This window comes from Paenibacillus apii (assembly GCF_011043685.1).
GTDB classification, from domain to species: Bacteria; Bacillota; Bacilli; order Paenibacillales; family Paenibacillaceae; genus Paenibacillus_AQ; species Paenibacillus_AQ sabinae.
Genome location: NZ_JAAKGU010000006.1, coordinates 23954 through 50895, shown reverse-complemented (window position 1 = coordinate 50895; position 26942 = coordinate 23954). Strand labels below are relative to the sequence as shown.

Genomic DNA, 26942 nt, shown 5'->3' with positions numbered 1-26942 from the left:
GATTACCTCTAGTGAAAGTAATAATTTTAGCAGGAGGAAATGGAACGAGGTTATGGCCTTTGAGCCGAAACGGGTATCCCAAACAATTTATTAAACTACAGGAAGATAAACTCTCGTTGTTTCAAGAAACTTTTATCAGAAGTTTAATGATAACAGATATAACCAATATCTATGTAGTTACCAATATAAACTACAAATTTTTAGTTATGGGAGAAATTGAAGAATTAGGTTATAACTTCAATGAAGTTAATATTCTAGTTGAGCCAGAGGGGAAAAATACCTTACCAGCTATTTATGTCGGTGTTCATGAAATTGAAAAACAAGGACATGATTCAGTAGTGGTCGTTCCTTCAGATCATATGATAGTAAATAGTAAAGATTTTGCAGAAATTATAAAAGCCTCAGAAAAATTGACAAAGGAATTTTTGATAACCTTTGGGATTAAACCTGACTACCCTAATACTGGTTTTGGATATATTTCACCTGGAGATAAAAAAGAACATGGTTTTACAGTCAAAGAGTTTAAAGAAAAACCTGATTATAAGACGGCTGTGGAATACATGGAATTAGGATATTACTGGAATAGCGGTATTTTTATGTTTAATTCTAAATTGTTTATTGATGAAGTAGTAATACATGCACCTATGATATTTGAAGCTTTTAAGTTTTCATCGAATGCACAGGAAGCTTTCACAAAAATTGAAAACAGCATTTCTATTGATTACGGTATTATGGAAAAGAGTTCAAGAGTTGCTGTTATCCCAGTTGACATAGGTTGGAATGATCTTGGTAGTTTCGATTCATTTTATGATGTGTTCGAAAAAGATGAATCTAACAACATATTGAACAAACACAATGTTTTGATAGATTCAACGAATAATATTATTCATACAGAATCCAGCAAACTGGTTGCAACAGTTGGAGTTGATGACTTAATAATTATTGATAACCGAGATGCTCTACTTATTTGCAAAAAAGATCAGTCTCAAAAGGTTAAAGAGGTTGTAGAGACATTAAATTCACGAAAAGATATAAGAACAGAATATCATGTACAAGACTACCGTCCATGGGGGCATTACAAGTTACTGGAAGAGGAGACTAATTTATTTAGAATTAAAAGAATCTCAGTTAACCAAGGTAAAAAAGTAAGCTATCAATTACATCATCATAGAAGTGAACACTGGATTGTTGTTAAAGGAATGGCAAAGGTAACAATTGATGATGAAATTAGATTTGTACGACCAGGGGAAAGTATCTTTATTAAGGCAGGGCAGAAGCATAGTCTTGAGAATCCAGGGAAACAATGCCTAGAAATTATTGAAGTACAGATGGGAGATTACTTGAAAGATGATGATATTGTAAGATTCGATGATGCTGCGTACTAAAATAGAATAAAAGAGATAAGTAGTTCTTTACATTATTAAATAGCTTCATAAAAAAGCATCTTCATTAAAAAGCTACTTTGCTACAATTATGTAGAGAGGGGTGTTCTCGAAATGAAAATTACAATAGCAGGTACAGGCTATGTCGGATTATCCAATGCGGTATTATTGGCTCAGCACAATGAAGTCATTGCTTTAGATATTATTCAAGAAAAAGTAGACATGATCAATAATAGAAGATCTCCTATCTTTGATAATGAAATTGAGGAATATTTGGCTACAAAAGAACTAAACTTAACCGCGACAACAGATAATTATAAGGCTTTTAAAGACGCGGAGTATGTTATCATCTCTACCCCTACCAATTATGATCCAGAAAAGAATTATTTTAATACCAGGACTGTTGAAGCAGTTATTGCTAGTGTATTATCAATTAACCCGGATGCAGTAATGGTTATTAAATCAACAGTACCGGTGGGATACACTAAAAAAGTAAGAGAGAAATTTGAAACGGAAAACATTTTTTTCTCGCCAGAATTCTTAAGAGAAGGAAAAGCTTTATATGATAACTTGTATCCTTCTCGAATTGTTGTAGGAGAACAATCTGAAAGAGCCAGGAAATTTGCTGATCTTTTATTAGAAGGTTCTTTGAAAGAAAATATTGATGTCTTATTTACCAACTCAACGGAAGCTGAAGCGATAAAACTTTTTGCAAATACATACCTGGCTATGAGAGTTGCCTTCTTTAATGAACTTGATACGTATTCAGAAGTCAGAGGGTTAGATGCAAAACAAATAATTGAAGGTGTATGTCTAGATCCAAGGATCGGCGGTCACTACAATAATCCCTCTTTTGGTTACGGGGGTTATTGCTTGCCTAAAGATACAAAGCAACTCCTGGCTAATTATAACGATGTTCCTAATAATATTATGGCCGCAATTGTTGATTCGAATAGAACAAGGAAAGATCATATTGCTGATAGTATTCTGGCTAAGAAGCCGAAAGTTGTTGGGATATATAGATTAACCATGAAAATGGATTCGGATAACTTCAGACAGTCTTCAATTCAAGGGGTTATGAAACGAATTAAGGCAAAGGGTGTTGAGGTTGTAGTTTATGAGCCTGCTCTTACTGAAGATCAATTTTATAATTCAAGAGTTATTAATGATTTTGAGGAATTTAAGAAGACTTCAGACGTAATCGTGACAAATAGATTGTCGGATGATATTAAAGACGTTATAGATAAGGTTTATACGAGAGATTTGTTTAGTAGGGATTAAGGTGTGATATGAAAAACACCAATAACAAAAAAAATAAACGAAGCAAGCTAAAGTATCCCATATGCTTGCTCGTTTTCATTTTCCTCACCATTCTTTGTGCAGGTCGCTTTCTCGTTGTCGCAGAATCCCCTAAGAACGTGAACGCGATCATCGTATTAAGCGGAGGTGCAGGCCGGGTGGAGAAGGCGGTTGACCTGTATAAAGCGGGGTACGCTCCATATCTGGTCTTATCAAACTACCGGGAAGGAGCAAGCTCCTCAGGCAACATGCTCCAAACCACCCTTACCTTAGGTGTTCCTGCCGAAGCTATCTTTACCGAAAACAAAGCCTTAAGCACATATGACAATGCTGCACTGACTTTACCTATTATGAAGGAGCACGGCTTCACCTCGGCCATTGTGGTTTCATCCGATTTTCATATGCGGCGGGTGAAGTTTATTTTTGACCATGTGTACAAGAAGTCAGGTATTGAATTGACCTATGTTAGCTCTGTTTCCGGATACGATGCCAAGCGGTGGTGGAGTCGCCCGTACAGTCGAGGTATCACTTTCAGCGAGTATGCCAAAATGGTCGGCAATTTGTTCAGATACCGTGGGCCGGAAGCCAAAAAGACCCTTGATCAGATCAAGGGCTGGTTCCGCTAACTCTGATTAGAGCCGGCGATTTGAACTGGACGACATAATTCACCTTTTTTCCATTCCAAGCTTCTAAACGATCTCCCCACCCGACTTGTCCGCAGCCTGTCTGCGCAGCAGCCTTCGCGGCTTCGTTCCAAACTTAATCCAAACGCGGTCCTCGTCATCACGGAAGAAGCTGATCCGAAACAGCTTTAAGGGAGTCCAGATTTCTTTGAAATAGTAGTTGGGCATGATAGAGTTCTCCTTACCGATTTGCTATATTACTCCAATTATAAGCTGGTTCTAAAGTAATGTTTGTCGTTTTATGACCCGAAACAAAATTGTTACATATATTCTTTCTCGAATAGTTCATCACATAAAAGGTTAGAGATTTAGTTTTAAAATGGAATATTATACCTCAAACTGTTATTTTCTTGTTGACAACTTAACTAATAATTCACATCTGAAAAATCGCCTTATAGCATTAATCTCATATATAGATTTGTTTCTTAGACTTTTTTTGCTGAGTTGCAGGAAATTTGGCACGGGATAGGACTTTTTTGCGTGATTGCGAAAATACAGGAATCTTCATGGTCGTCTTGCCCCATTCTTTTTTCTACATTATAATCATTCTAATTTCAAAAAGTATTCAAAAAATACGTAAGAAGTCTGATGTCTGTGTGATATACTTTATATAGTTGTGTAGCGAATATGTGAAATGGGCAGCTGCGATTGACTTGGGCTGAACATGCAAATGCTAATATACAGCAACGAATTAAGATTAGGATGGTGAACTTGCAGATGCACATCGTCGCCGTTGGCCTGAATTACAGAACAGCGCCTGTCGAGGTGAGGGAACAGTTTGCTTTTGCTGAGAAGGATCTCCCGGCAGCGCTTCATCAGCTAATGCGGACGAAGAGCGTGCTGGAGGGGGTCATCGTCGCTACCTGCAACCGTACGGAAATCTATGTGGTTGTGGACCGTCTTCATATGTGCGGGTATTTTCTCCGCAGCTTCATGGAGCAGTGGTTCGGCGTAAAAGGCGAGCAATTTACACAGCATATGTATATATATGAGGATGAACAAGCGATCCGGCATTTATTCCGGGTTACCTGCGGGCTGGATTCCATGGTGATCGGCGAGACGCAGATTTTGGGGCAGGTTCGCAGCGCATTTTTGACCGCTCAGGGCGAAGGCGCGACGGGAACATGGTTCAACCGGCTGTTCAAGCAGGCGGTAACCGTGGGCAAGCGGGCGCACAGCGAGACGTCGATCGGGGAGAGTGCGGTATCGGTCAGCTACGCGGCCGTTGAGCTGGGTAAGCGGATCTTCGGCATGTTCACCGGCAAAAAAGTGCTGATTCTCGGCGCGGGCAAAATGAGCGAGCTGACGGTCAAGCACTTGTACGCAAGCGGCGCGGCGGAAGTGGTTGTGGCGAACCGCACCCTGGCGCGCGCGGAGGAGCTGGCGGAGAAGTTCGCGGGCCGTCCGTGCACGCTGGAAGAAGCGGCCTTGCGGCTCCATGAGTTCGACATTGTGATCAGCTCGACCGGAGCGGGAGGTTATGTACTGACAGCTGACCGAATCGCGCACAGCATGAAGAATCGTGCGTCCCGGCCGCTGTTCATGATCGACATTGCGGTTCCGCGCGACATTGACCCAGCCGCATCCGAGATTCCGGGTGTATTTTTGTACGATATCGATGATTTGGAGGGCATTGTGGAGAGCAATATGGAAATGCGACGGGGTGAAGCCGTGAAGATCGAAGGCATGATCGCGGAGGAGACCGAAAGCTTTCAGCATTGGCTCAAGACGCTGGGGGTGCAGCCGGTCATCCGTGCACTTCAGGAGAAATCGAATGCCATTCATGAGGAAACGCTGGAGAGCCTGTTCAACAAGCTGCCAGAGCTGGACGAGCATCAGCGCAAGATTATCCGCCGGCTGACCAAGAGCATTGTGAACCAGATGATGCATGACCCGATCAATGTCATCAAAGAGATGTCCTGTGATAAGAACGGCAGCGAAGCGCTGGATTACTTCACCAAGATCTTCGCGCTGGAGGACCGGCTGGAGACAGGAACGGAAGGCGGGAAAGTCGCTTCCGAGCGAAGCCGCCAATCGCCCGAACCTTCGCCCGGCAGCGGAAATGCCGCTCTGCCCAAGGGTGCTTTTGCTCCGGCAGGCCTCTAAAGGAGGATCGCGGCATGCAATACCTTAATGGAATATATGACGCAGCCTTGCTGCTGTACGCCCTGAGCCTGCTGTTTTATTTCCTGGATTGCCTGAAAAGGAGTCCGGATCGGAAGCGGTTAGGCACAGGGCTTCTTGTCTTTGTCGGTCTGCTTCAATCTGCAGGGCTTGGCATACGCTTTTATGAGGAGAAGGGTTTGCCGATATTTACGCCGTATGATTTTCTGTTCTGGTTCTCCTTCACCATTGTGCTGATTTCGCTGGTTCAATCGTTTATGCGAAGGTCCGAGTTCACGGTGCTGCTGCTGAGTGTGGCGGGGTTTAGCGCCTTTTTGCTTAACCGGGTGTGGCTGACGGCTGAGGACCATACGCTCCAGAGCTGGAAAGCGGTGCACGGTTGGCTGGCTATGCATATTATTCTCGCTAATTTGAGCTTTGCCGCGCTGACGCTGGGTGCCGTGTTCGGGCTCATGTACCTGTTCCTGCATACCAGGCTGAAGCACAAGAAATGGAATGACCGGGTCCGGCGCCTGCCGAGTCTGGAGGTTCTTGACAAATATGCTTACACCTCCGTGCTTGTGGGAACGCCTCTGCTCGGGGTGTCGCTTGTGGTGGCCGGGATCTCGATTGTCTCCGAAGGGCGGCTGCCGCTGTTTCAGGATTTGAAAGTGCTGTCCACGCTGATCGGGCTCGGGATTTACATAACCTATCTTGTTCTTAAACGGTTGGGCCGGCGCAGCGGGATTACCATGGCGTACTGGGCGGTTTCGGGCTACGGGTTCATCATTCTGAATTTTTTGCTGAATTCATGGTCCGATTTTCATCGTTGGGGCGGAGTGTGATCATAGGTGACTGTATATTTGCCGGTTATGCTGGACGTTCAGGGAAGGCGCTGCATTGTTGTTGGAGGCGGTAAGGTGGCGGAGCGAAAGACGATGGGGCTGCTGGAGGCCGGAGCGGCGGTAACGGTAATCAGCCCTGCGCTGACGCCGCGGCTTTCCGGGCTGGCGGAACAAGGAGCCGTTGTCTGGCTGAACCGCAGCTATGCTCCCGGGGATGCCCGCGGAGCTTTTCTTGTCTATGCGGCGACCGACGATTCCAGGGTGAACGGGGAAGTAGCGCGCGAAGCGGACAGCCTGGGCGTGCCGGTGAATGTGGGCAGCGATGCGGAAGCCGGGAGCTTCATCACGCCGGGCGTGCTGCGCAGGGGCCGTCTGACCGTGGCGGTATCGACTTCGGGTGCGGGACCCGGCACCGCCGCGAAGCTCACGAAGCTGCTGGAGGAAACGTTTGGCGAGGAGTACGAAGCTTATCTGGATTTTTTATATCGCATGCGGCAGGAGATCAAGCGGCGGGAACCGTCGCCTGAGGCTCGGCAGACTCTCCTGAGAAGGCTGGGCACGCTGAGTGTGCTGGATGAAATCAGAAGGGGTACCTTTACTGAGTGGGATTCGGAGCAAATCGAGGCCTGGATCGCACAACATCGGGAGGAATAACAAAGATGCGAACGATTATCGTGGGCAGCAGACAAAGCGCGCTGGCATTGACGCAGACCGGCCAGGTGATTGAAGATTTGAAGCGGCTGTGCGGGGAGCACGGCTTCTCTTTTGATTTCGAGGTGAAAAAAATCGTCACCAAAGGCGACCGTATTCTTGACGTGACCCTCTCCAAGGTGGGCGGCAAGGGGCTGTTCGTCAAGGAGATTGAACAGGCGATGCTGGACCGGGAGATCGACATGGCTGTGCACAGCATGAAGGATATGCCCTCCGAGCTGCCGGCCGGACTTATGAACGCCGCGGTTCCCCGGCGCGTCGATCCAAGAGATTGCCTGATTTCGCGCGAAGGAGCCGGGCTCGCGGAACTTCCGGAGGGAGCGCGGGTCGGCACAAGCAGTCTGCGGCGTTCCAGCCAGCTTGCGGCGCTGCGGCCGGATCTGGTCATCGAGCCGGTGCGCGGCAACATCGACTCTAGGCTGCGGAAGCTGGAGAGCGGCGAGTATGACGCGATCCTGCTGGCGGCGGCGGGCTTGACCCGGATGGGCTGGCAGGACCGCGTGACGGCCTATCTGCCGCCGGAGGAGTGTCTCCCCGCTGTGGGGCAGGGGGCGCTTGGGATTGAATGCCGCGAAGACGATGCCGAGCTGCGGAAGCTGCTTTCATTGTATAATGATGAAGAGACTGCACTCACGGTTGCCGCGGAGCGTCGCTTTCTCGGCGTGCTGAACGGCGGCTGTCAGGTGCCGATCGGCGCTTTTGCTACACTTGAGAAGAGTGCAGAGACCGGCGCTGCGGCTGAAGGCCGGCGCCTTACGCTTTCCGGAATGGTCGGCACGCCGGACGGAGCCGTTATATTGAAGGAGACATGTACCGGGACCGATCCGGTGCTGCTGGGCGAAGAAGTGGCGAAAGCGTTGACCGTGAGGGGTGCGGAGAAGATTTTGTCACAGCTAAGGGGTTGAGGAGATTGACGGGCAAAGTGTATTTGGTGGGCGCGGGTCCAGGGGATGCCAAGCTCATCACGATTAAGGGCATGGAGTGTATCAAGAAGGCGGATGTGCTGGTCTATGACCGGCTGGCCAGTCCCCGGCTGCTGAAATGGATGCCTCCCGGCGGAGAGAAAATCTATGTGGGCAAGCTCCCGGACCGGCATACGATGAAGCAGGAGGAAATCAATCAGCTGCTCGTCGATCTGGCGCTTCAGGGCAAGACGGTGGTGAGATTAAAGGGCGGCGATCCGACGATTTTTGGCCGGGTGGGCGAGGAAGCGGAGCTTCTGCGCAAAAACGGCATTTCTTACGAAATTGTTCCGGGAATTACCTCGGCGATCAGTGTGCCGGCTTATGCCGGCATTCCGGTCACTCACCGCGACTATGCATCTTCTTTGTCAATTATTACCGGGCATGAAAGCCCAGACAAGCTGGACCGCTCGATTCATTGGGATAAAGTGACAAATGCCACGGGAACACTCGTCTTTCTGATGGGGGTTGCCAAAATCGGCTATATCAGCGATAACCTGATCAAGCACGGGCGTCCGCCGGAAACGCCGGTGGCGCTGGTCCGCTGGGGAACGCGCGCGGAGCAGGAGACGCTGACCGGTACGCTCGCCGACATTGAAGAGAAGGTGAAAGCGGCGAATTTCGGGTCGCCGGCCGTTATCGTCGTCGGCGATGTGGTGAAGCAGCGGGAGGAGCTGAAATGGGCCGAGGCGCTTCCGCTGTTCGGCAAGCGGATACTTGTCACCCGGGCGCGCAGCCAGGCGAGCGAGCTGGTGGAGCGGATTGAGGACTTAGGCGGAGAACCTTATGAATTCCCGGTGATCGAAACGGTCATGCCGCAGAGCGAAGAGAAGCGGGAGGCTATCGCTTCGGCGCTGTCGAAGCTCCCGGAATATGATTGGGTGTTCTTTACGAGCGTCAATGGCGTGGAGTTCTTCTTCCGCCATCTGGCGGAGCTGAAAGCGGACATTCGCGGCTTGTCCGGCGCCCGCATTGCCGCTATCGGACCCGCAACCGCAGCGGCGCTTGCCGAGCGTGGCATAATTGCAGAGGAGCTGCCGGCCCGCTTCCAGGCGGAGGGGCTGATTGAGGCATACGGCAGTGAACTGCTTCCCGGGCAAAAGGTGCTGCTGCCGCGCGGCGATCTCGCCCGGAACTGGCTGCCGCAGAAGCTGGAGGAGCTCGGCCTCTCGGTGACGGAGATCGACACGTATGAGACGGTCGTTACCGGCGAGGATGACATCGAATTATTGAAGCTGCTGGAGGAAGGGCGAATTCATGCCGTCACCTTCACCAGCTCGTCGACGGTGAAGTACCTTCTCGAAGTATTGAAGCGGATGGGGCTGGAAGATCCGCTGCCGCTGCTTCAGAAGGTGAAGATTGCGAGCATCGGTCCGCTCACCGAACAGACGGCCGTGGAAGCGGGACTTGAGCCCGGACTGCTGGCGGAGGAAGCGACAATCGACTCGCTGGTTCGCGAGTTGTGCCGCTGGAATGAACAGACACGCTGATTCATAAACACGGCTGCCCGTCACAGCCCGGCTAAGGCATTGCTCGCCGGGCTGTTTGGCGTTCCTTTTCATCCCGGGTTGTCCGGTTTCGCTTCGCGTCTCTGTATTAAATCCTCCGGATGTGATATGATATAGGAACAAATGTTCTTATCTGGAGGGTGAGACAATGCCGAAGACATACGAACCGGTAACAACGAAGACGGGAATGACACGGGTAAAAGAGGAACGAATGCCCTTCGGCTGGTCGGTCAATCCGTACCGGGGATGCGCGCATGGCTGCAGCTTCTGTTATGCCAGAGGATTTCAGGGCTTCATCGACAAGAAGGCGGACGACGAATTCCAGAACCATATTATACTCAAGATGAACGCGGCGGAGGCGCTGGAGGAACAGCTGTCGAGACTGGCCCGCAGACACCGGCATGATCTGGAAGCCATGCGCAAGGAGTTGGGCGAAGTGGTGATCGGGACGGCAACCGATCCTTATCAGCCGGTTGAGGGCAGAACGGAACTGACCCGAAAATGTCTGATGGTGCTGGCCAAGTACGGTATCCGCACCTCGGTGACTACCCGCTCTCCATTAATCCTGCGGGACCTGGATCTCCTGGAGCAAATGCGTTCACTTACGGTCAATATCAGCATCAATACGCTGAATGACAGACTGGCGCGCAGGCTGGAACCGAGATCGCCGCTCCCTTCCAAGAGACTGGATACGCTCCAAAAGCTGGCGGAACGGGGAATTGCGACGAGCGTGTTCATCGCCCCAATCCTTCCTCTGCTGACCGATGATCTTGAGGGGCTTGAAGCGCTGTTCGCCGCCTCGGCGCAGCGGGGAGCTGAATCGGTCATGACCTCGCTGCTGCGCCTTTCCCCGGATGTGAAAGACTGGTATTTCCGCACGCTGAAAGAACAGTTCCCGGATGTTCTGGAACGGTACCGAAGAATGTATGCGGACGGAAGTTATGCCGAAGCGGGCTATCGCGAGAACATGTCCCGGCTTCTGGATGAACTGCACCGCAAGTACGCTTCAAGGTTCCGCGCCGCGCTGGAGTGGTCTCTCCCAAGAGGCGCGAACCGCGCAGGAGATGAGCCGGGGCGTCCAGGGTTAGTCGAAATCGCTGGAGAGCCGCCGGTCGAGCAGCTGTCTTTTCCGTTTTGACAATGGGCTAATGGGCAATATCCCCCGGCGCGGATCGGAGAGGACAGATCGGTCTTCGGCTGGGAATTCTGTTGTCTCCAGGTGTTATAGGGAAGAGCCGCTAGAGGCGGACTTGAGCGTAGACAGACTTCTTTGCCTCTTTTTCAGAATGGATAAAGATGCTTTTCCCGGCAGGCTGCGTTAAAATTAAAGGGTTAGTCATCGGCTTTAATATTCATTGAGAAATGAGGGATGGATATGAAGAAACGCGAATTGGGCAAATCCGGTCTGGAGGTTTCCGCTCTTGGTCTCGGCTGTATGGGCATGTCCGAATTCTACGGCGGCCTCGACGAAAAGGAATCCATCCGTACGATCCACCGGGCGATTGAGCTGGGCATTACTTTCCTCGATACGGCTGATATGTACGGCGTCGGCAGAAACGAGGAACTGGTCGGACGGGCGATCAAGGGACAGCGGAACAACGTTATCCTGGCAACGAAATTCGGCAACGTCCGCGCGGCCGACGGAACGATGCTTGGCATTAACGGCAGGCCCGAGTATGTGAAGCAAGCATGCGATGCCAGCCTGCGGCGGCTCGGCGTGGATCATATCGACCTCTATTATCAGCACCGCGTCGATCCGAATACACCGATTGAAGAGACGGTCGGCGCCATGGCCGATCTTGTACAAGCTGGCAAGGTACGATACCTCGGATTATCCGAGGCGTCGCCCCGGACGATAGCCAAAGCGCATGCCGTTCATCCCATTGCCGCGCTGCAGACGGAATATTCGCTGTGGAGCCGGGAGGTTGAGGATGAGATCCTGCCGTTCTGCCGGGAACAGGGCATCGGCTTTGTGGCGTACAGCCCGCTGGGCAGAGGATTTCTGACCGGTCAGATTAAATCCTTCGACGATTTGGAAGAGAATGATTACCGGAGATTCGCTCCGCGGTTTCAGGGGGATAACTTCCGCAAGAATCTCGATTTGGTCGATCGCATTCATGAGATTGCCAAGGAAAAAGGCTGCTCATCCTCGCAGCTGGCGCTGGCCTGGCTGCTCAGCCGGGGAGATGACATCGTGCCGATTCCGGGAACGAAACGCAGATCCTATCTGGAAGAGAACATCGGCGCTCTGGATGTAACGCTGGACGAGGATGATCTGCGCCGGATCGAAGATGCGGCTCCGCAGGGAGCGGCCGCGGGTTTCCGGTATCCCGAGGCTTCGATGAAAGCCATTGACCGGTAATCCCGCGTTCGTTGAATTGCGGCGGATGGGAGCCGGATATTTGTTAACACTAACGGAAATACAGGAGGAAGTAGAATGAGCTTTCCGATTACGCGGCACCGCCGCTTGCGGTCTTCCGCCGGAATTCGCGGAATGGTGCGCGAGACGGTGCTGAATCCGCTTGATTTGATACAACCGATCTTTGTTACGTACGGAACCGGAATCAAGAATGAAATCGGGTCCATGCCGGGCGTCTTTCATTTCTCGCTCGACACGCTGAAAGAGGAAGTCGATGAAATCGTCTCCTTAGGGATACCGGCGGTTCTGCTGTTCGGCATTCCCGAGACGAAGGACGCCGTCGGCTCCTCGGGCTTCGACGAGTACGGTATCGTGCAGGAGGCGACGCGCCTGATCAAGCAGTGGTATCCCGATCTGCTGGTTATCGCCGATACATGCCTGTGCGAGTTCACGGACCACGGCCACTGCGGCATGGTCCATACCCACACCGTAGACGGCGTCGTACACGGCGATGTGCTGAACGACGCTTCGCTTGAGCTGCTCACCCGCACGGCGGTCTCGCAGGCGAAGGCCGGAGCGGACATCATCGCGCCGTCGAACATGATGGACGGATTCGTGCAGGCAATCCGAGCCGGGCTGGACGAGGCCGGGTTCCAGCATGTGCCGATCATGTCCTATTCGGTTAAGTACGCTTCGGCTTTCTACGGCCCGTTCCGCGAGGCGGCGGACTCGGCGCCGCAGTTCGGCGACCGGAAGACGTATCAGATGGACCCGGCGAACGTGCGCGAAGCGATCCGCGAAGCGGAGAGCGATGTGCTGGAAGGCGCCGACATGCTGATGGTGAAGCCGGCGCTCGCTTATATGGACGTTATTCGCGTGATCCGCGAGCAGTTCGATCTTCCGCTTGTCGCCTATAACGTCAGCGGCGAATACTCGATGGTCAAGGCGGCCGCGCGGCAGGGCTGGATCAACGAGAAGGCGATTGTGCTGGAGCTTCTGACGGGCCTTAAGCGCGCAGGAGCCGATACAATTATCACGTATCATGCCAAGGACGCGGTCCGCTGGCTGCGCGGGGAGTAATTGAAAGGCTTTTTCAAAATGTAAGTATTTATTAGTATCGCGGGTATTACTAGCCTAATATTTCTACGAGAAACGTACGGGCGTCCTTCAGGACGCCGTCAGGCGTTTCTTCTTGAGACAGGAGGGTTTCTGGAATGGGCAAGGAAAGCTTGGCCCGGAGGGAGGAAGCTTCCCGGGCAGCCTTTGAAGAGGCGAAGAACTACATTCCCGGCGGGGTGAACAGCCCGGTCCGGGCGTTCAAATCGGTCGGGTTGACACCGATCTATGTGGAACGCGGGGAAGGCTCCCGGATTTACGATATCGACGGGAACAGCTTTATTGATTATGTCTGCTCCTGGGGACCGCTCATCATGGGCCATGCCCATCCGGAAGTGGTCAAGGTGCTGCAGGAAACGGCGGTCAGAGGAACGAGCTTCGGGGCGCCTACGCTGATCGAGACGGAAATGGCCAAGACGGTCGTGGAACGCGTCGAATCGGTGGACATCGTGCGTATGGTCAACTCCGGCACGGAAGCGACGATGAGCGCAATCCGACTGGCCCGTGGCTATACAGGAAGAAGCAAAATTGTGAAATTCGAAGGCTCCTACCACGGCCATGGCGACAGCCTGCTGATCAAGGCGGGCTCCGGCGTTGCGACGCTCGGACTGCCGGACAGCCCGGGGGTGCCGGAAGGGATTGCCGCGAACACGATTGCGGTACCATACAACGATCTGGAATCGGTCAAGCTGGCTTTCGAGCGGTTTGGCAATGATATCGCCGCGATTATCGTGGAGCCGATTGCCGGGAATATGGGCGTGGTTCCGCCGGCCCCCGGATTTCTGGAAGGCCTCCGCAAGGTCACAACGGGCTATGGAGCCCTGCTTATTTTTGACGAGGTGATGACGGGCTTCCGCGTGAACCGGGGCTGCGCGCAGGGCCTGTTCGGCATCAAGCCGGACCTGACCTGCTTTGGCAAGGTCATCGGCGGCGGACTGCCCGTCGGCGCCTATGGCGGAAGCCGGGAGATTATGGAGCAGATCGCTCCATCCGGTCCGATCTACCAGGCGGGCACGCTCAGTGGCAATCCGCTGGCGATGGCGGCGGGACTTACGACGCTGAAGCTGCTGACGCCGGAGGTCTACGACCGGCTGGAAACGCTGGGCGAGCGTCTGGAAGCAGGGCTCAAGGTGAATGCGGAGGAGGCCGGAGTGCCGCTGACCGTTAATCGCGTCGGTTCGATGGTGTGCCCGTTCTTTACGGAGGGGCCGGTTACCAATTACGACACAGCCAAGGCCAGCGACGTGAACCGTTTCCGCGCTTATTTCGGCCAGATGCTGGAGCAGGGAATCAGCGTGCCTCCATCGCAATTTGAGGGCATGTTTATTTCGGCGGCGCACAGCGAGCAGGACATCGACGACACGATTGAGGCTCACCGCGCGGCCCTGAAGTCGCTGTGAGGCCGGGCGAACCTGTCAGGAAGCCCGGCTGGGTACGGCGCGGAGAATGGCTGGAGACCATGCCCGGGCGCAGCGTAACCTCAGCCGAGGATAAGGGCGAAGCCATCGACCGGTGGCTGAAGGAGACGGTGAGGATGCCGGACAAGCTGCTGGCGAGGCTTCGCCGCGAGGAAGGCATCCAGTGGAGAGGGGACCGGCTGCGGTTGGCCCTTTTTCCGCCGAGGGAACCGGGGATTGAACCGGTCTGGCAGGAGCTTGAGGTGCTGCACGAGGACGATTTCTGCCTCGTCGTTCACAAGCCTGCGGGCATGGCGATTCATCCCGACGGCAGCGGGAGCGGCGTGACGCTGGATCATGCGGTCGCCGCCCATTACGCCGCTTCCGGCGAGAGTTGCGCCGTGCGGCATATTCACCGGCTGGACAAGGACACGACCGGGCCGGTGCTCTACGCAAAGAATGAATTCGCGCAGGCGGTTCTGGACGAGGCGATGCGGGAGAAGACGATTTCCCGCAGATATGCCGCCATTGTCCGGGGAGAGGTGCCGAAGTCGCTGACCGTGATCGATCAGCCAATCGGCCGCGACCGCCATCATGCCGGACGACGGAGGGTATCCCCGGGCGGGCAGCCGGCCGTGACCCGGATTGTCGGCCGCGAGGTGTGGCAGGGCGCATCGCTTCTGCACATCGAGCTGGAGACGGGCCGGACGCACCAGATCCGGGTGCATTTAAGCCATATCGGCCATCCCCTGTACGGGGATGAGCTGTATGGCGGGCCGAAGGCACCCGAAGTCGAGGGGGCCCGCCCGCTGCTCCGGCAGGCGCTCCACGGAGAGGCCCTGCGCTTTGCGCATCCCTGGACCGGGGAAGAGCTGGACATTGCCGATCCCTGGCCGGACGATATGCTGGGACTGCGGCATGTTCTTGGCGGAAGCAGCGGCTAGCTAGCCAAGCAAAAAAGGATCAAAAGCGCGTCAGAACGGCCGACGAGCGCTTTTGATCCTTTTTTTCGTTTGAGATTATGCGGAAGAAAGAAAGCCCGCCGGGAGGCTGAATGGACTGAAACGGAATTTCTCCCTTTTATTGCTCCAAAAATGGCCTTAGGCTGCGCCTGAACGGGAATTCCTCCATCTTAATTCGGCGTTTTCACTTAAAACGGCCCAGATTACATCGATAAGCCGGAGTTTTTCCTGTTTAAACGCCCGGATGCCCTTTTTGCAGGAAATGAGAAGGAGTTTTTCCGGCTTAATGGCCCGATGCCCCTAATAAGAGGGAGTTTTTCCCGTTCGCGCCGGAGTCACCAGAGACTAACCGCCCGGCCCTCCCGCCGTATCATAACCTACGAGCTACTGTCAGACCAGCCGAGTTTCTAGTGCTCGCGCTCAATGTCACCGGCTATTAAGCCAACCGGATTTCCAGCAGTTCGTACTCAATGACGCCGGCTGGCGCATCGACCTTGATGACGCTGCCGGCTTTTTTGCCGAGAAGCTCTTTGCCCAGGGGACTTTCGTACGAAATTTTATTCTGGTCGACATCGGCTTCGGCTGGGCTCACAATCCGGTATTCGACTTTTTCCGAGAACTCGATATCATTCAGCACGACGAGTGATCCAACGGAGACAGAGGTAACATCCAGACTATCCGCACTGACCACTCGGGCATACTTCATCATGTTCTCCAACTGCTTGATCCGAGTCTCCATGAACGCCTGGTCGTCCTTGGCAGAGTGGTACTCGCTGTTTTCCTTAAGGTCGCCGTAGCTGATCGCCACTTTCAGACGCTCGGCCAGCTCCTTGCGCTTGACCGTTTTAAGCTCTTTCAGCTCTTCGTCCAATTGGGCATAGCCCTCCGGAGTCAGGATGATTTCATCTTCTTTATTCGCCATTTGATCACAACTCCCAATTCGCTTTTGACTCTGTCTCTATTGTACCCCAAATCGGAGTGAATGTGATAATCGCCCTTTACCTGCGGATAACCCTGGTATTCAGGTGACTTCAGCCCTGGTTTTCAAACGGATTGGTCATGTGCTCTTGTTCAAAGCATATACATGGGGAGAGTAACATTTTGGGCTTACGCTCCGGGCCTGTCCCGGGGTTAGATTATGCCAAGAAGGAGGACATTTCCCGTGTTTGACCAATCCCACGGCCTGCGGTTTGATATTTATGAACGCATTCACCTGTCTCAAGACCTTCCGGGGATATCCGAACTGGAAGAGGTTGAGCTGCTGCCGGATATTCAGGTCATTCAGCGAGAAGACCGGGCGGAGCTGCGCGGCCAGCTTCTGTTGACGGGTCTGTACCGGAGCGAGGATGACCGGACCCACCGTCTGGACCACGCCATTCCGGTTGAAATTACGGTGCCGCTGGCCCGGGTCAGCTCGCTCGAAGAGATCGGTGTGGAAATTGAGAATTTCGATATTGATCTGTTGACGATGCGCAGCGTGAACATTACCGGTGTACTGTCGCTGCGCGGCATAGGAGGGGCCGAGCCGGTTCCCGCCTGGCAGAGCGAGGAATTTACCGTCGCTTATTCGCCGGAGGAGGGAGGCCGGGCGATAGCCGGTAAGTCCGACGCCCCGGCGGATGGAGCGGAGGGATTGTATGAAAATTCCCTCTGGACTTACGGTGAAGGTTCGGAAGAGGATGCCGTCCAGGAGCGGGAGCAGATCGAAGCGTTTGGTGCCGATCAGGCATTTCCGGGAATCACGCAGGAGGAAGACAGCGACGAGCTTCCCAACTTGAATCTGGAGGAGGACCGGTATGCCGAGATTCATTCGGAGAACGGCCAGTCGTTCATTGCGAAACAAGAGACGGAGCTCAGCGGCCAATGGAAGAGTCCGGACAGCTGGAGCCATTTTGCGCAGGGTGGTGCGAACGCAGGCGGCAGCTCGTTGGCCGGCGACCGGAAATCCGCCTCGAAAACGGAGGAGATCACAGACACGGACGACGACGAGAGTCCGGATCTCGCAGACGCTTCTGCCCCGGTCTCCTTTGATTCCCTCGCTGCCACAGGCAGCGGTCCGTCGGAGGAACAGCTTGCGACGGAAGCCGACAGCTTCCCGGAGACGGCCCAATCCCCGGAGGAGAAGCCTGATCTGAAGATTGGACTCGGCAGCAAAAAAGACACCGGCCAGCAGGCCAAGGAGCACTTAAGCTTCTCATCCCTGTTGTCCTCGGGCAAGAACCGAAGCGAGAATGAGGAAGCTGCAGCGGAGAAAAATGTCTCCTCAACCGCGGCCGTCACTCCGTCCGAATCGTCCGACGATTCCGAATGGAAGAGCAGATTTATGAGGACCAAGGACGGAGAGCAGGCTTTCCGCAAGGTCCGGCTCTGCATTGTGCAGCGCGAGGAGACGCTGGATTCCATTGCGGAGAAATATCAGCTAAGCGCCCGGGAGCTCGTTCTGTACAACCGGCTCTCCGGCCAGACGGTGGAAGAGGGGCAGGTCATTTATATTCCCTAAGGAAGTTCGAGTGATAAGCTTGACGACGATCCCGGCTGATGGGCAGCCGGGATTTTTTTGTCGTGGCTTCTGAGCGTTGAGTGTTTTATTACTGTATTATTTGTATTATATTATATAATATAAATAATACTTATTAACTGGAGGAATCGCATGATTATTACGCTGGATTTCAAGAGTGAAACGCCTATTTATGTGCAGCTTCGCAATGCGGTGGTCGTGGCGATTGGCAGGGGCGATTTGCAGGACGGTGAGAAACTGCCGACGATCCGGCAGCTGGCGGAGGAGCTCGGCATAAATGCGATGACGGTAAATAAAGCCTTCGCCACTCTGAAAAACGAAGGGTTTATTTCGATTGATCGCAGGCATGGCGCCACGGTAACAAAGCCTGAGGGCGGAAACGCGGAGTACAAGGAGAAGCTGGAACAGGAGCTGACCCTTGTCATCAGCGAAGCGAGCCTGAAGGGGGTTGGCCGCAAGGAGTTCCTGGACACCTGTGCGGACATTTTTGTCGCGCTCGCCGCCGGCCAGCGTCCAATTGCGGAATAGAAATGGAGATAACGACATGACACTCGTATTGATTTTGCTCCCTGTATGCCTCATTTTCCTTCTGGTTGTACAGTTGTCCTACGGCACACGTCCGCATATAACAGGTGGGGTTATCATTTTCGGTGTCGGAATCCCGGAGTATGCCTCCCAGGCCGAGGAATTGAAGAGTCTCCGGGCTTCTTCCGCCGAAGTAATACCTTCTTTATCATCATTGGCGCATTGGCGATTCTGCCGCTGTTTGCGCTCAGCCGTTATTTTTCGCTGGTCTATATGTACTGGTGGGTCTGGATGGGCATCGTGCTGTGGGCAGGATACCGATTGTTCTTGAAGTATCACCGTGCCGCGGCCCGGATCAAGCGTGCGCATGAATGGAGTATCGGAGAACGGCACGTCGTCCGGGCTGATACTACGCTTATTTTTTTGAAGAAAAAAATGTCCATTTCTCCCATATGGTTTATCGCGCCGTTTCTGATCACTTTGGCCGTTATGTTCTATGCGTGGCGTTCTTCCAGCGAATTTGGGATGGTGATGGGCGCTCAGGCAACCGGAATGACGCTGCTGTTCTTTCTCCTGTCTCTTGCTTTCCGGCGTATGAGGACCAAGGTGTATAGCGACGACAGCACGATAAATGAGGGGCTTAACCGGGCTCAAAGAAGATACTGGTCAATGCTGTTCCTGGCGATCGCCATGCTGGATGCCGTATTTGCTGCAGCTGCCACGCTGTCCGGACTGAATACCTTGGCTCACTTTGGCGTCGTTTGGCATACTTTGATCGCGATCCAAGCGGTTGCGCCATTGGCCATTGCCTGGTACACGGATCGAAAAATGAATGAGTGGAGCAGACGGCTTGTTGAAGCAGACGGCCAGCCATTTTACACCGATGATGATGAATACTGGATTAACGGGATTACTTACCATAACCCAAACGACCGGAGCATGCTGGTGCCCAAACGGGCCGGACTCGGCTTGACACTCAATATGGCGATGCGCAGTAGCAAAGTCTTAATAGGCGTGATTTTTACATTAGTTTTCATGTTTATTGCTGGCCTTGGGATTTTCTTGGTCAGGGAAGATTGGATGGCGCCGAGACTGACGGTTGGTACGGATGGAATCGTGCATGTGCAAAGTCCAAGTTACGGTTATTCTTTTTCGCTGGATCAAATCCGTGAACTTAGGCTGGAGAACGAACTGCCGGAAGGCATGCGGACCAATGGCGTCGCCACCGACACCTATGCCAGAGGGCATTTTAGATTGAAAGGCTGGGGAAATACCCGGGCCTATATTTTCAAGCACTCGCCCCCTTATATTATCATCAGACTTGCAGAAGAATATATTGTGTATAACGATAGAAATGCTTACGATACCCGGCAGACGTTCGAGAAGCTTAGAGGCAAACTTCCGATTACACATTAAATATCCATGAGATATCCGTGAGATATCCGTGGCTGCAAATCAGACTGTAATAGCGAAATGATCGATTTTACGATAGACTAAAGTATAGGAGACGAAGAACGTCCCGATCCATTCCACCGAATGGGCCGGGGCGTTTTTTTCATTTTAGAGGAGATGATCAGAAGTGAATGTTGAGGAAGCGCATGCGGCATTTATCCAGCACCACTTGCGGAGCAGAACGGGAGAACGAAAGGGTCGCCTGGAGCGAGGGCATCGGGAGGCGGAGAAGCTATTTTGCTGCAATGTATGGTGGCCGCTTCTAGGGAGTTCAACCATTTGCACCCGGAATACGAAGTTCTGGATTGGCGGGGGCTGTCCTATTTCTGCGATTTTGCCTGGATTACGCCCTTTGCGAGACTCATTATCGAAATCAAAGGTTTCGGCCCGCACGTCACGGATATGGATAGAAAAAAATATTGCAACGAGCTGAACCGGGAAGCTTTTTTGACAGCTATGGGTTTTCAGGTCATTTCTTTTGCCTATGACGATGTTGCTCATCATCCTGAGCGGACCATCACGCTTCTGCGTATGGTGCTCAGCCGCTTTCAGCCGCAGTCTTCACCGGTTAAACTGCACAGTGTGGCGGAACGGGAAATCATCCGCCCTTGCCTGTATGCTCGCCCGCCCCCTCCGCCCGATCGATGTGGAGACTCATTTGAGCATCAACCATCGCACAGCGGTTCGAATGCTGCAGGCACTCTGCGGGAAAGGGTTGTTTAACGCCGTGACCGGAGCAACGGGCAAACATGTGGTTCGGTACGAGCTGCAGCGAGGCGCGGTGAACCAATTGATGCAAAAAACCTGAAAATGTACATCTTTTGTCGGCGTTGGAGCTTTCGCTGGATAGGGTACCTGCAAAAATACATTTATTTGCCCGTTCAACCTCCAATGTAGGCGGGGGAGCCGAAAATTCCTGCACAATAGCAGGTTCTCCCAGTTACACCGGACTTTTGCTCGAAAAAACCTGCACATTAGCTGTTTTGCAAGGTAAGGATTGCTGATTGCCTAATGCGGATTGCCGATTACCGATTGCGGATTGCCGATTACGAATTGCGGATTGCCGATTACGAATTGCGGATTGCCGATTCCCGACTCGCTCTCCATGAACTTTTCGTCAAAATTCGTCAGCGATTGTCCTGCTAAGACCGTCTCCCGGTTGACTATGCCGGACTCAAACTGTATTATGTAAGGTATTAAGCCATATTTTCTTTAAAGACTGGGAACGGGAAGAGTAGGCGGTCAGCCCTTCAGAGAGCGGAATGCAGCAGCTGTGAGCTTCCGTAGGATGCAGCCAGCCGAAGTCGCCCCGGAGTCGCCCGCTTGAGCTTCAGAAGGCCGTTACGGCCATGAGGTTAGAGCGAGCCGGCCGCAGGCCGTTATTTCTGCATAGAGTGTCGCGTTATGTCGGCCGGGTGTTCGTAAGGGTGCCGGCTCCGCCGTTATCTTGGTGGATGACGCGAAACAAAGGTGGTACCGCGAAAGAATGACCTTTCGTCCTTTGAGGGCGAAGGGTCTTTTTTGTATTTTAGTTCCGTTTCCGGAACGGACGGTGACAGCCGTTTCTACGTTTGACAGTTAGACAAATACGGAGGTAAAAAGCTATGGCAGAACAAGATCAATTAACGCCGGCGCAGCAGCCGGAGCTTGAAGAGAACGGAGGCAGCCCGGCAGGAAACGGCGCCAAGACCGAGATGCCGACCACTTATGACCCTAAAGCCGCGGAGCAGAAATGGTATCCTTACTGGGCGGAAGGCGGCTACTTCAAGGCCGGACAGCGCCCGGATGCGAAGCCGTATACGATTGTCATTCCGCCGCCGAACGTAACGGGGATGCTGCATATCGGGCATGCGCTCGATTTTACGCTGCAGGATATTCTTATCCGCACGAAGCGGATGCAGGGCTATGATACGCTGTGGCTGCCGGGAACGGACCATGCGGGCATCGCCACGCAGACCAAGGTAGAGCAGAAGCTGCGCGCGCAAAATATCTCCCGCTACGATCTCGGCCGCGAGAAGTTCCTGGAGCAGGTATGGGCGTGGAAGGACCAGTACGCCGCAACGATTCATGAGCAGTGGGCCAAAATGGGCCTGTCGCTCGATTACAGCCGCGAACGGTTCACGCTGGATGAAGGGCTGTCCAAGGCGGTTCGCGAGGTCTTCGTCAAGCTGTACGAGAAGGGCCTGATCTACCGCGGCAAACGCATCATCAACTGGGACCCTGCCGCCCGCACGGCCCTGTCGGACATCGAGGTAGAGTACAAGGAAGTTAACGGACATCTCTATCATCTGCGTTACCCGCTTAAGGACGGCAGCGGCTTCATTACCGTGGCAACCACCCGTCCGGAGACGATGCTCGGCGATACGGCGGTAGCGGTGCATCCGGAAGATGAGCGCTACAAGGACATGATCGGCAAGACGCTGATTCTTCCAATCATCGGCCGCGAGATTCCGGTTATTGCGGATGAATACGTGGAAAAAGAGTTCGGCAGCGGCGCGGTGAAGATTACGCCTGCCCACGACCCGAACGACTTCGAGGTTGGCCAGCGCCACAATCTGCCGCAAATCGTCGTTATGGACGAAAGCGGCACGATGAACGCCGAAGCGGGGCCTTACCAGGGTCAGGACCGCAGCGAATGCCGCAAGAACATTGTCGCCGACCTGAAAGAACAAGGCGTGCTCATTTCCATCGAGGATCATGTCCATCAGGTAGGACACAGCGAGCGCTCCGGAGCCGTGGTCGAGCCTTATTTGTCGACGCAGTGGTTCGTGGCGATGCAGCCGCTCGCCGAAGCGGCGATTAAGGCGCAAAAAGACGGCAGCGGCGTGAATTTTGTGCCGGACCGGTTCGAGAAGATTTACCTGCACTGGATCGAAAATGTACGCGATTGGTGTATTTCCCGCCAGCTCTGGTGGGGCCACCGCATTCCGGCCTGGTATTCCGAATCGACAGGCGAGATGGTTGTCGCCCGCGACGAAGAGGAAGCGCGCCGGATCAGCGGCCTGAGCGATCTGAAGCAGGACGAGGATGTATTGGATACGTGGTTCAGCTCGGGTCTGTGGCCGTTCTCGACGCTCGGCTGGCCGGATGACAGCGCCGATATGCAGCGCTATTATCCGACCGACGTGCTTGTAACGGGCTACGATATCATCTATTTCTGGGTGGCGCGGATGATCTTCACGGCACTGGAATTTACCGGCGAGAAGCCTTTCTCCGACGTGCTGATTCACGGTCTTGTCCGCGACTCGGAAGGACGGAAGATGTCCAAGTCGCTTGGCAACGGCGTTGATCCGCTCGAAGTTATCGAGAAATACGGCGCCGACGCCATGCGCTTCATGATCTCAACAGGCAGCACGCCTGGACAGGACTTACGCTTCCGCTGGGAGAAGGTGGAGCAGGCCCGCAATTTTGCGAACAAGATCTGGAACGCCTCGCGCTTTGCGCTGATGAATCTGGAGGGCGTATCCTTTGAAGATGTCGACATTTCCGGTAAGCTCGGCACCGCCGACCGCTGGATTTTGCACCGCCTGAACGAAACTTCCCGCGATATTTCGCGTCTCATTAATGCATACGATTTTGGCGAGACCGGACGACTTCTTTACAATTTCATCTGGGACGATCTCTGCGACTGGTATATCGAGTTCGCGAAGCTGTCGCTGTACGGCTCGGACACGGAAGCCAAACGCAGCACGCAATCGGTACTGGCCTATGTGCTCGACCGCACGCTGCGCCTGATTCATCCGTTCATGCCGTACATTTCGGAGGAAATCTGGCAGCATCTGCCGCATGAAGGCGAGACGATTACGCTGGCAGCCTGGCCGCAGTACGATGCCGCGCTTGAGAATCCGGATGCGGTGGCGGAGATGAACCTGCTTATGGATATGATCCGCGCCGTGCGTAATATCCGGGCCGAAGTGAATGTGCCGATGAGCAAAAAAGTCGAGCTGATCGTCAAGGCCGGAAGCGAAGAGACGCTCGCTATTATCGAGCGGAACAACGCCTACATCAGCCGCTTCGCCAATACATCCTCTTTTGAGGCGGGCCTGAATCCGGAGGCTCCGGAGAAGGTGATGTCTGCCGTCGTAACGGGGGCCGAGCTGCTGCTGCCGCTGTCGGGCCTGATCGACATCGAGCAGGAAATTGCCCGGCTTGAAAAAGAAGTGCAGACGCTGAACAGCGAAGTGGAACGCGTGGAGAAGAAGCTCGGCAACCCTGGCTTTGTAGCCAAGGCGCCGGCTAAAGTCATCGAAGAGGAACGGGCCAAGCAGGCCGATTACTCGGCCAAACGCGAGAAAGTGCTCGCCCGTATCGCGGAGCTGAGAGGATAACAGATATGGAAGAGATGAACGGGGCCGGCTCAGCCGCCCCTTTACAGTCCTATACAGCTGCGGTGGATTGGATCAACAGCCTCATTCCTTTCGGCATCCGTCCGGGCCTTGAACGGATCGAACGGATGATGGAAAGACTGGGGCATCCCCATCGCCGCCTGAAGTTCATTCATGTTGCGGGAACGAACGGCAAAGGTTCGACCTGTGCTTTTCTGACGTCGGTGCTTAGACAATGCGGGTATTCCGTCGGGACGTTTACTTCCCCGTATATTACGAAGTTCACGAACCGGTTTCAGTATAACGGCGAGGATATTCCCGAAGAGACGCTGACGGCGATTGCGAACCGCCTGCATCCGCTGGTGGAGGAGATTGCGGAAACGCCGCTAGGTTCCCCCACGATGTTCGAAGTGACGACGGCGCTTGCCATTCTGTATTACGCCGAAGAGTGCTATCCAGACGTTGTCGTATGGGAAACAGGCCTCGGGGGAAGGATGGATGTAACGAACATCGTCACCCCGATCGTGTCGGTCATAACGAACGTAGGCTACGATCATACGGATGTTCTTGGAGATACGCTTGAGAAAATCACTTACGAGAAAGCGGGCATTGTCAAGCCCGGCGTTCCGGTCGTCAGCAGCGTTTCCCAGCCCGAAGCGGTCTCCGTGCTTAAGGATAAGGCAGCGTCCTGCAAGTCGACCCTGTACCTCTCAGGTGAGCAATTTACCTATGAGAGCAAAGGGACCGGGGAAGGGGTGCAGACCTTTACCTTTAAGGGCCCTTTCCGCTCGCTCGATATCGGCATTGCCATGAAGGGTGAGCATCAGCTGGCCAACGCCGCCGGCGCCATGATGGCGCTGGAGGTGCTGCGCCAGTACATGGCGTTCATTCTCGAGGATAAAGATGTGCTCGCCGGCTTTCGCCACACGTTCTGGGCTGGAAGACTGGAAGAAATTCCGGGCAGCCCGCGGATTGTTCTGGACGGCGCGCATAACCCCGAGGGGGCGCAAAGCCTGGCATCGAGCCTTCCGAAGTTCTATCAATACCGAAAATTAAATTTAATGATGGGTATGCTGTCAAACAAGCATCATGAATCGTACTTCAAGCATATACTTCCTATAGTGGATACGCTTATCCTGACCGAACCGGATTTCCGGAAGAAAATGGACGCGGAACACCTTCAGCTCATCGCGGAAAGTCTGCGTGAGAACTACGCCAAGGATCATTTGCAAATCATTGTGGAGCATGATTGGGGCAAGGCGCTCCAGCTTCTGAAGTCGATGACGGAAGAAGACGATTTGGCGGTCGTGTCCGGTACGCTTTATTTGATCGCTGATGTACGGAGCGCGCTTTTGCGGCAACCCGATTCTGAAAAAGGCTGGTGACTAACTGTTGGATACTACGGAACGAGTTCATTTTATAGGAATCGGCGGTTACGGGATGAGCGCTATTGCCCGTGTGATGCTGGAGATGGGATATACGGTAACGGGCTCCGATGTAGCCGCCCAGGAACTGACGGAGAAATTGATAGCCAAAGGCGCGAAGGTATATATCGGCCATACGGCGGAGCAGGTCAAGGGCGCCGATCTCGTCGTCTATTCTACTGCCTTGTCGAAGGATAATGTGGAGCGGGTGGAGGCGGAGCGCCTGAACATTCCGATTCTTCACCGGTCGCAGATGCTGGGCCGGCTGCTTAATGAGCGCAAGGGCGTCGCCGTTGCAGGAGCACACGGCAAAACGACGACCTCGTCGATGATCGCCCTTGTCATGGAGGAATGCGGGGTTGATCCTACGTATATCATCGGCGGGGAGATTATGAACGTCGGCACGAACGCCAAAGCGGGTCAGGGAGAATTCGTCGTGGCCGAAGCGGACGAGAGCGACGGTTCCTTCCTTCAGTACCATCCTTGGCTTGCGATTGTCACGAACATCGAGGCCGATCATCTGGAGAATTACGGCGGCGATTTCGAACGCCTGAAGAGCGCGTATGTGCAGTTCATGAGCCAGCTCCGCGAAGACGGCACGGCGATAGTCTGCGCGGACGACGAGACGGTCACCTCGCTTCTGCCCAAGATCAAGGCGAATGTCACGACTTACGGCATCCGCTCGGCGGCGGATTATACCGCGACCGATATTGCGCTCGGCGACCGCCAGGTAACGTTTACGATGAATCATGGCGCTACGGCGCTCGGACGGGTCGAGCTGTCGGTGCCCGGCCAGCATAATGTGTACAACGCGATGGCCACGATTATCGCTTGTCTGAAAGCGGGCATTCCGTTCGCGGCCATCGCCTCGGCCATCGTGAAATTCAACGGGGCCAAACGGCGTTTTCAAGTGCTCGGCGAAGCGGACGATATTCTCGTGATCGACGATTACGCCCATCATCCGACGGAGATCCAGGCGACAATCAGCGCGGCCAAAGCAACGGGCAAGCGGATCATTGCGGTCTTTCAGCCGCAGCGCTACACGCGCACCTTTTTTCTGCTGGACGCGTTCAGCCGGGCTTTTGGAGAAGCGGATGAGGTTATCATCACCGACATCTACTCTCCGGCAGGCGAGAAACAGATCGAAGGCGTATCTTCGGCCAAGCTGGTAGAGCTGATTATTCAGAACAGCAACCCCGGAGCACGCCACCTGCCGACCAAAGAAGATGTTCTTGCGGATCTTAAGGACCGTCTGGCTCCCGGCGATCTGGTAATCACGATGGGAGCGGGCGATATTTATAAAGTCGGATATGTGCTCGCGGATAATCTTCGGAAGCGCGGAGCCTCAAAATAAAACGGAGCTTAACGCAT

At 53.6% G+C, this 26942-nt stretch carries 22 protein-coding genes and 1 other annotated feature; of the genes, 20 read left to right on the top strand and 2 right to left on the bottom strand.

All coding sequences use genetic code 11. The features are described from left to right. Positions 1–11 precede the first annotated feature (11 nt). The 3 genes from G5B47_RS14270 (at position 12) to G5B47_RS14260 (ending at position 3307) form a co-directional block, all read left to right on the top strand. Entirely contained in the window at positions 12–1385 is a 1374-nt protein-coding gene (locus G5B47_RS14270; protein ID WP_165099237.1) for a mannose-1-phosphate guanylyltransferase/mannose-6-phosphate isomerase, read from the top strand. Positions 1386–1496: 111 nt separating this feature from the next. Then, positions 1497–2663, top strand: a complete 1167-nt coding sequence (locus tag G5B47_RS14265; protein WP_165099234.1) for a nucleotide sugar dehydrogenase — start codon at positions 1497–1499, stop codon at positions 2661–2663. A gap of 8 nt (positions 2664–2671) precedes the next feature. Further along, positions 2672–3307 carry a YdcF family protein gene (locus tag G5B47_RS14260; protein WP_165099231.1) on the top strand — a complete coding sequence of 212 codons (636 nt, stop codon included), beginning with the start codon at positions 2672–2674 and terminating at the stop codon, positions 3305–3307. A 63-nt stretch (positions 3308–3370) separates the two neighbouring features. Here the strand turns inward: G5B47_RS14260 and G5B47_RS14255 are convergent, their stop codons facing one another. Further along, positions 3371–3532 (bottom strand): hypothetical protein, encoded by a 162-nt coding sequence (locus G5B47_RS14255; protein WP_165099228.1) that lies wholly within the window; start codon positions 3530–3532, stop codon positions 3371–3373. Between the two features lie 549 nt (positions 3533–4081). Here G5B47_RS14255 and hemA point away from each other — a divergent pair. The 10 genes from hemA (at position 4082) to G5B47_RS14205 (ending at position 15309) form a co-directional block, all read left to right on the top strand. Beyond that, on the top strand, positions 4082–5470 hold the full coding sequence (gene hemA / locus G5B47_RS14250; protein ID WP_165099669.1) for a glutamyl-tRNA reductase: 1389 nt from the start codon (positions 4082–4084) through the stop codon (positions 5468–5470). Positions 5471–5484: 14 nt separating this feature from the next. Continuing rightward, on the top strand, positions 5485–6312 hold the full coding sequence (gene ccsA / locus G5B47_RS14245; protein WP_165099225.1) for a cytochrome c biogenesis protein CcsA: 828 nt from the start codon (positions 5485–5487) through the stop codon (positions 6310–6312). A gap of 6 nt (positions 6313–6318) precedes the next feature. Continuing rightward, positions 6319–6966 carry a precorrin-2 dehydrogenase/sirohydrochlorin ferrochelatase family protein gene (locus G5B47_RS14240; protein ID WP_165099222.1) on the top strand — a complete coding sequence of 216 codons (648 nt, stop codon included), beginning with the start codon at positions 6319–6321 and terminating at the stop codon, positions 6964–6966. A gap of 5 nt (positions 6967–6971) precedes the next feature. Beyond that, positions 6972–7928 carry a hydroxymethylbilane synthase gene (hemC, locus tag G5B47_RS14235; protein ID WP_165099219.1) on the top strand — a complete coding sequence of 319 codons (957 nt, stop codon included), beginning with the start codon at positions 6972–6974 and terminating at the stop codon, positions 7926–7928. A 5-nt stretch (positions 7929–7933) separates the two neighbouring features. Beyond that, positions 7934–9475 carry a uroporphyrinogen-III C-methyltransferase gene (gene cobA / locus G5B47_RS14230; RefSeq protein WP_165099216.1) on the top strand — a complete coding sequence of 514 codons (1542 nt, stop codon included), beginning with the start codon at positions 7934–7936 and terminating at the stop codon, positions 9473–9475. A 166-nt stretch (positions 9476–9641) separates the two neighbouring features. Then, positions 9642–10631 (top strand): SPL family radical SAM protein, encoded by a 990-nt coding sequence (locus G5B47_RS14225; RefSeq protein WP_165099214.1) that lies wholly within the window; start codon positions 9642–9644, stop codon positions 10629–10631. Positions 10632–10868: 237 nt separating this feature from the next. Beyond that, positions 10869–11855 (top strand): aldo/keto reductase, encoded by a 987-nt coding sequence (locus tag G5B47_RS14220; protein WP_165099212.1) that lies wholly within the window; start codon positions 10869–10871, stop codon positions 11853–11855. Between the two features lie 75 nt (positions 11856–11930). Then, positions 11931–12932, top strand: coding sequence for a porphobilinogen synthase (hemB, locus tag G5B47_RS14215; RefSeq protein ID WP_165099210.1), 1002 nt, complete (start codon positions 11931–11933; stop codon positions 12930–12932). Between the two features lie 134 nt (positions 12933–13066). Continuing rightward, positions 13067–14368 carry a glutamate-1-semialdehyde 2,1-aminomutase gene (hemL, locus tag G5B47_RS14210; RefSeq protein WP_165099208.1) on the top strand — a complete coding sequence of 434 codons (1302 nt, stop codon included), beginning with the start codon at positions 13067–13069 and terminating at the stop codon, positions 14366–14368. Positions 14369–14427: 59 nt separating this feature from the next. Continuing rightward, on the top strand, positions 14428–15309 hold the full coding sequence (locus G5B47_RS14205; protein ID WP_165099666.1) for an RluA family pseudouridine synthase: 882 nt from the start codon (positions 14428–14430) through the stop codon (positions 15307–15309). A 454-nt stretch (positions 15310–15763) separates the two neighbouring features. Here the strand turns inward: G5B47_RS14205 and greA are convergent, their stop codons facing one another. After that, positions 15764–16249 carry a transcription elongation factor GreA gene (greA, locus tag G5B47_RS14200; RefSeq protein WP_165099206.1) on the bottom strand — a complete coding sequence of 162 codons (486 nt, stop codon included), beginning with the start codon at positions 16247–16249 and terminating at the stop codon, positions 15764–15766. 240 nt (positions 16250–16489) lie between these two features. On the opposite strand from greA, the gene G5B47_RS26040 reads away from it, so the two are divergent. The 7 genes from G5B47_RS26040 to murC all read left to right on the top strand — a co-directional run bounded on the left by G5B47_RS26040 (position 16490) and on the right by murC (position 26925). Beyond that, on the top strand, positions 16490–17827 hold the full coding sequence (locus G5B47_RS26040; RefSeq protein WP_165099204.1) for a LysM peptidoglycan-binding domain-containing protein: 1338 nt from the start codon (positions 16490–16492) through the stop codon (positions 17825–17827). A gap of 150 nt (positions 17828–17977) precedes the next feature. After that, positions 17978–18373: a GntR family transcriptional regulator gene (locus G5B47_RS14190; RefSeq protein ID WP_165099201.1), complete on the top strand. Its 396-nt coding sequence runs from the start codon at positions 17978–17980 to the stop codon at positions 18371–18373. Between the two features lie 219 nt (positions 18374–18592). Further along, positions 18593–19786 carry a DUF5808 domain-containing protein gene (locus G5B47_RS14185; protein ID WP_165099199.1) on the top strand — a complete coding sequence of 398 codons (1194 nt, stop codon included), beginning with the start codon at positions 18593–18595 and terminating at the stop codon, positions 19784–19786. Positions 19787–20059: 273 nt separating this feature from the next. Then, entirely contained in the window at positions 20060–20545 is a 486-nt protein-coding gene (locus G5B47_RS14180; protein WP_328804538.1) for a DUF559 domain-containing protein, read from the top strand. Positions 20546–21034: 489 nt separating this feature from the next. Next, positions 21035–21327: a binding site (T-box leader), on the top strand. Positions 21328–21516: 189 nt separating this feature from the next. After that, positions 21517–24150 (top strand): valine--tRNA ligase, encoded by a 2634-nt coding sequence (locus G5B47_RS14175; RefSeq protein WP_235957184.1) that lies wholly within the window; start codon positions 21517–21519, stop codon positions 24148–24150. 5 nt (positions 24151–24155) lie between these two features. Then, positions 24156–25532: a bifunctional folylpolyglutamate synthase/dihydrofolate synthase gene (locus tag G5B47_RS14170; protein WP_165099195.1), complete on the top strand. Its 1377-nt coding sequence runs from the start codon at positions 24156–24158 to the stop codon at positions 25530–25532. A 7-nt stretch (positions 25533–25539) separates the two neighbouring features. After that, on the top strand, positions 25540–26925 hold the full coding sequence (gene murC / locus G5B47_RS14165; RefSeq protein WP_165099192.1) for a UDP-N-acetylmuramate--L-alanine ligase: 1386 nt from the start codon (positions 25540–25542) through the stop codon (positions 26923–26925). The last annotated feature ends 17 nt before the right edge of the window (positions 26926–26942 follow it).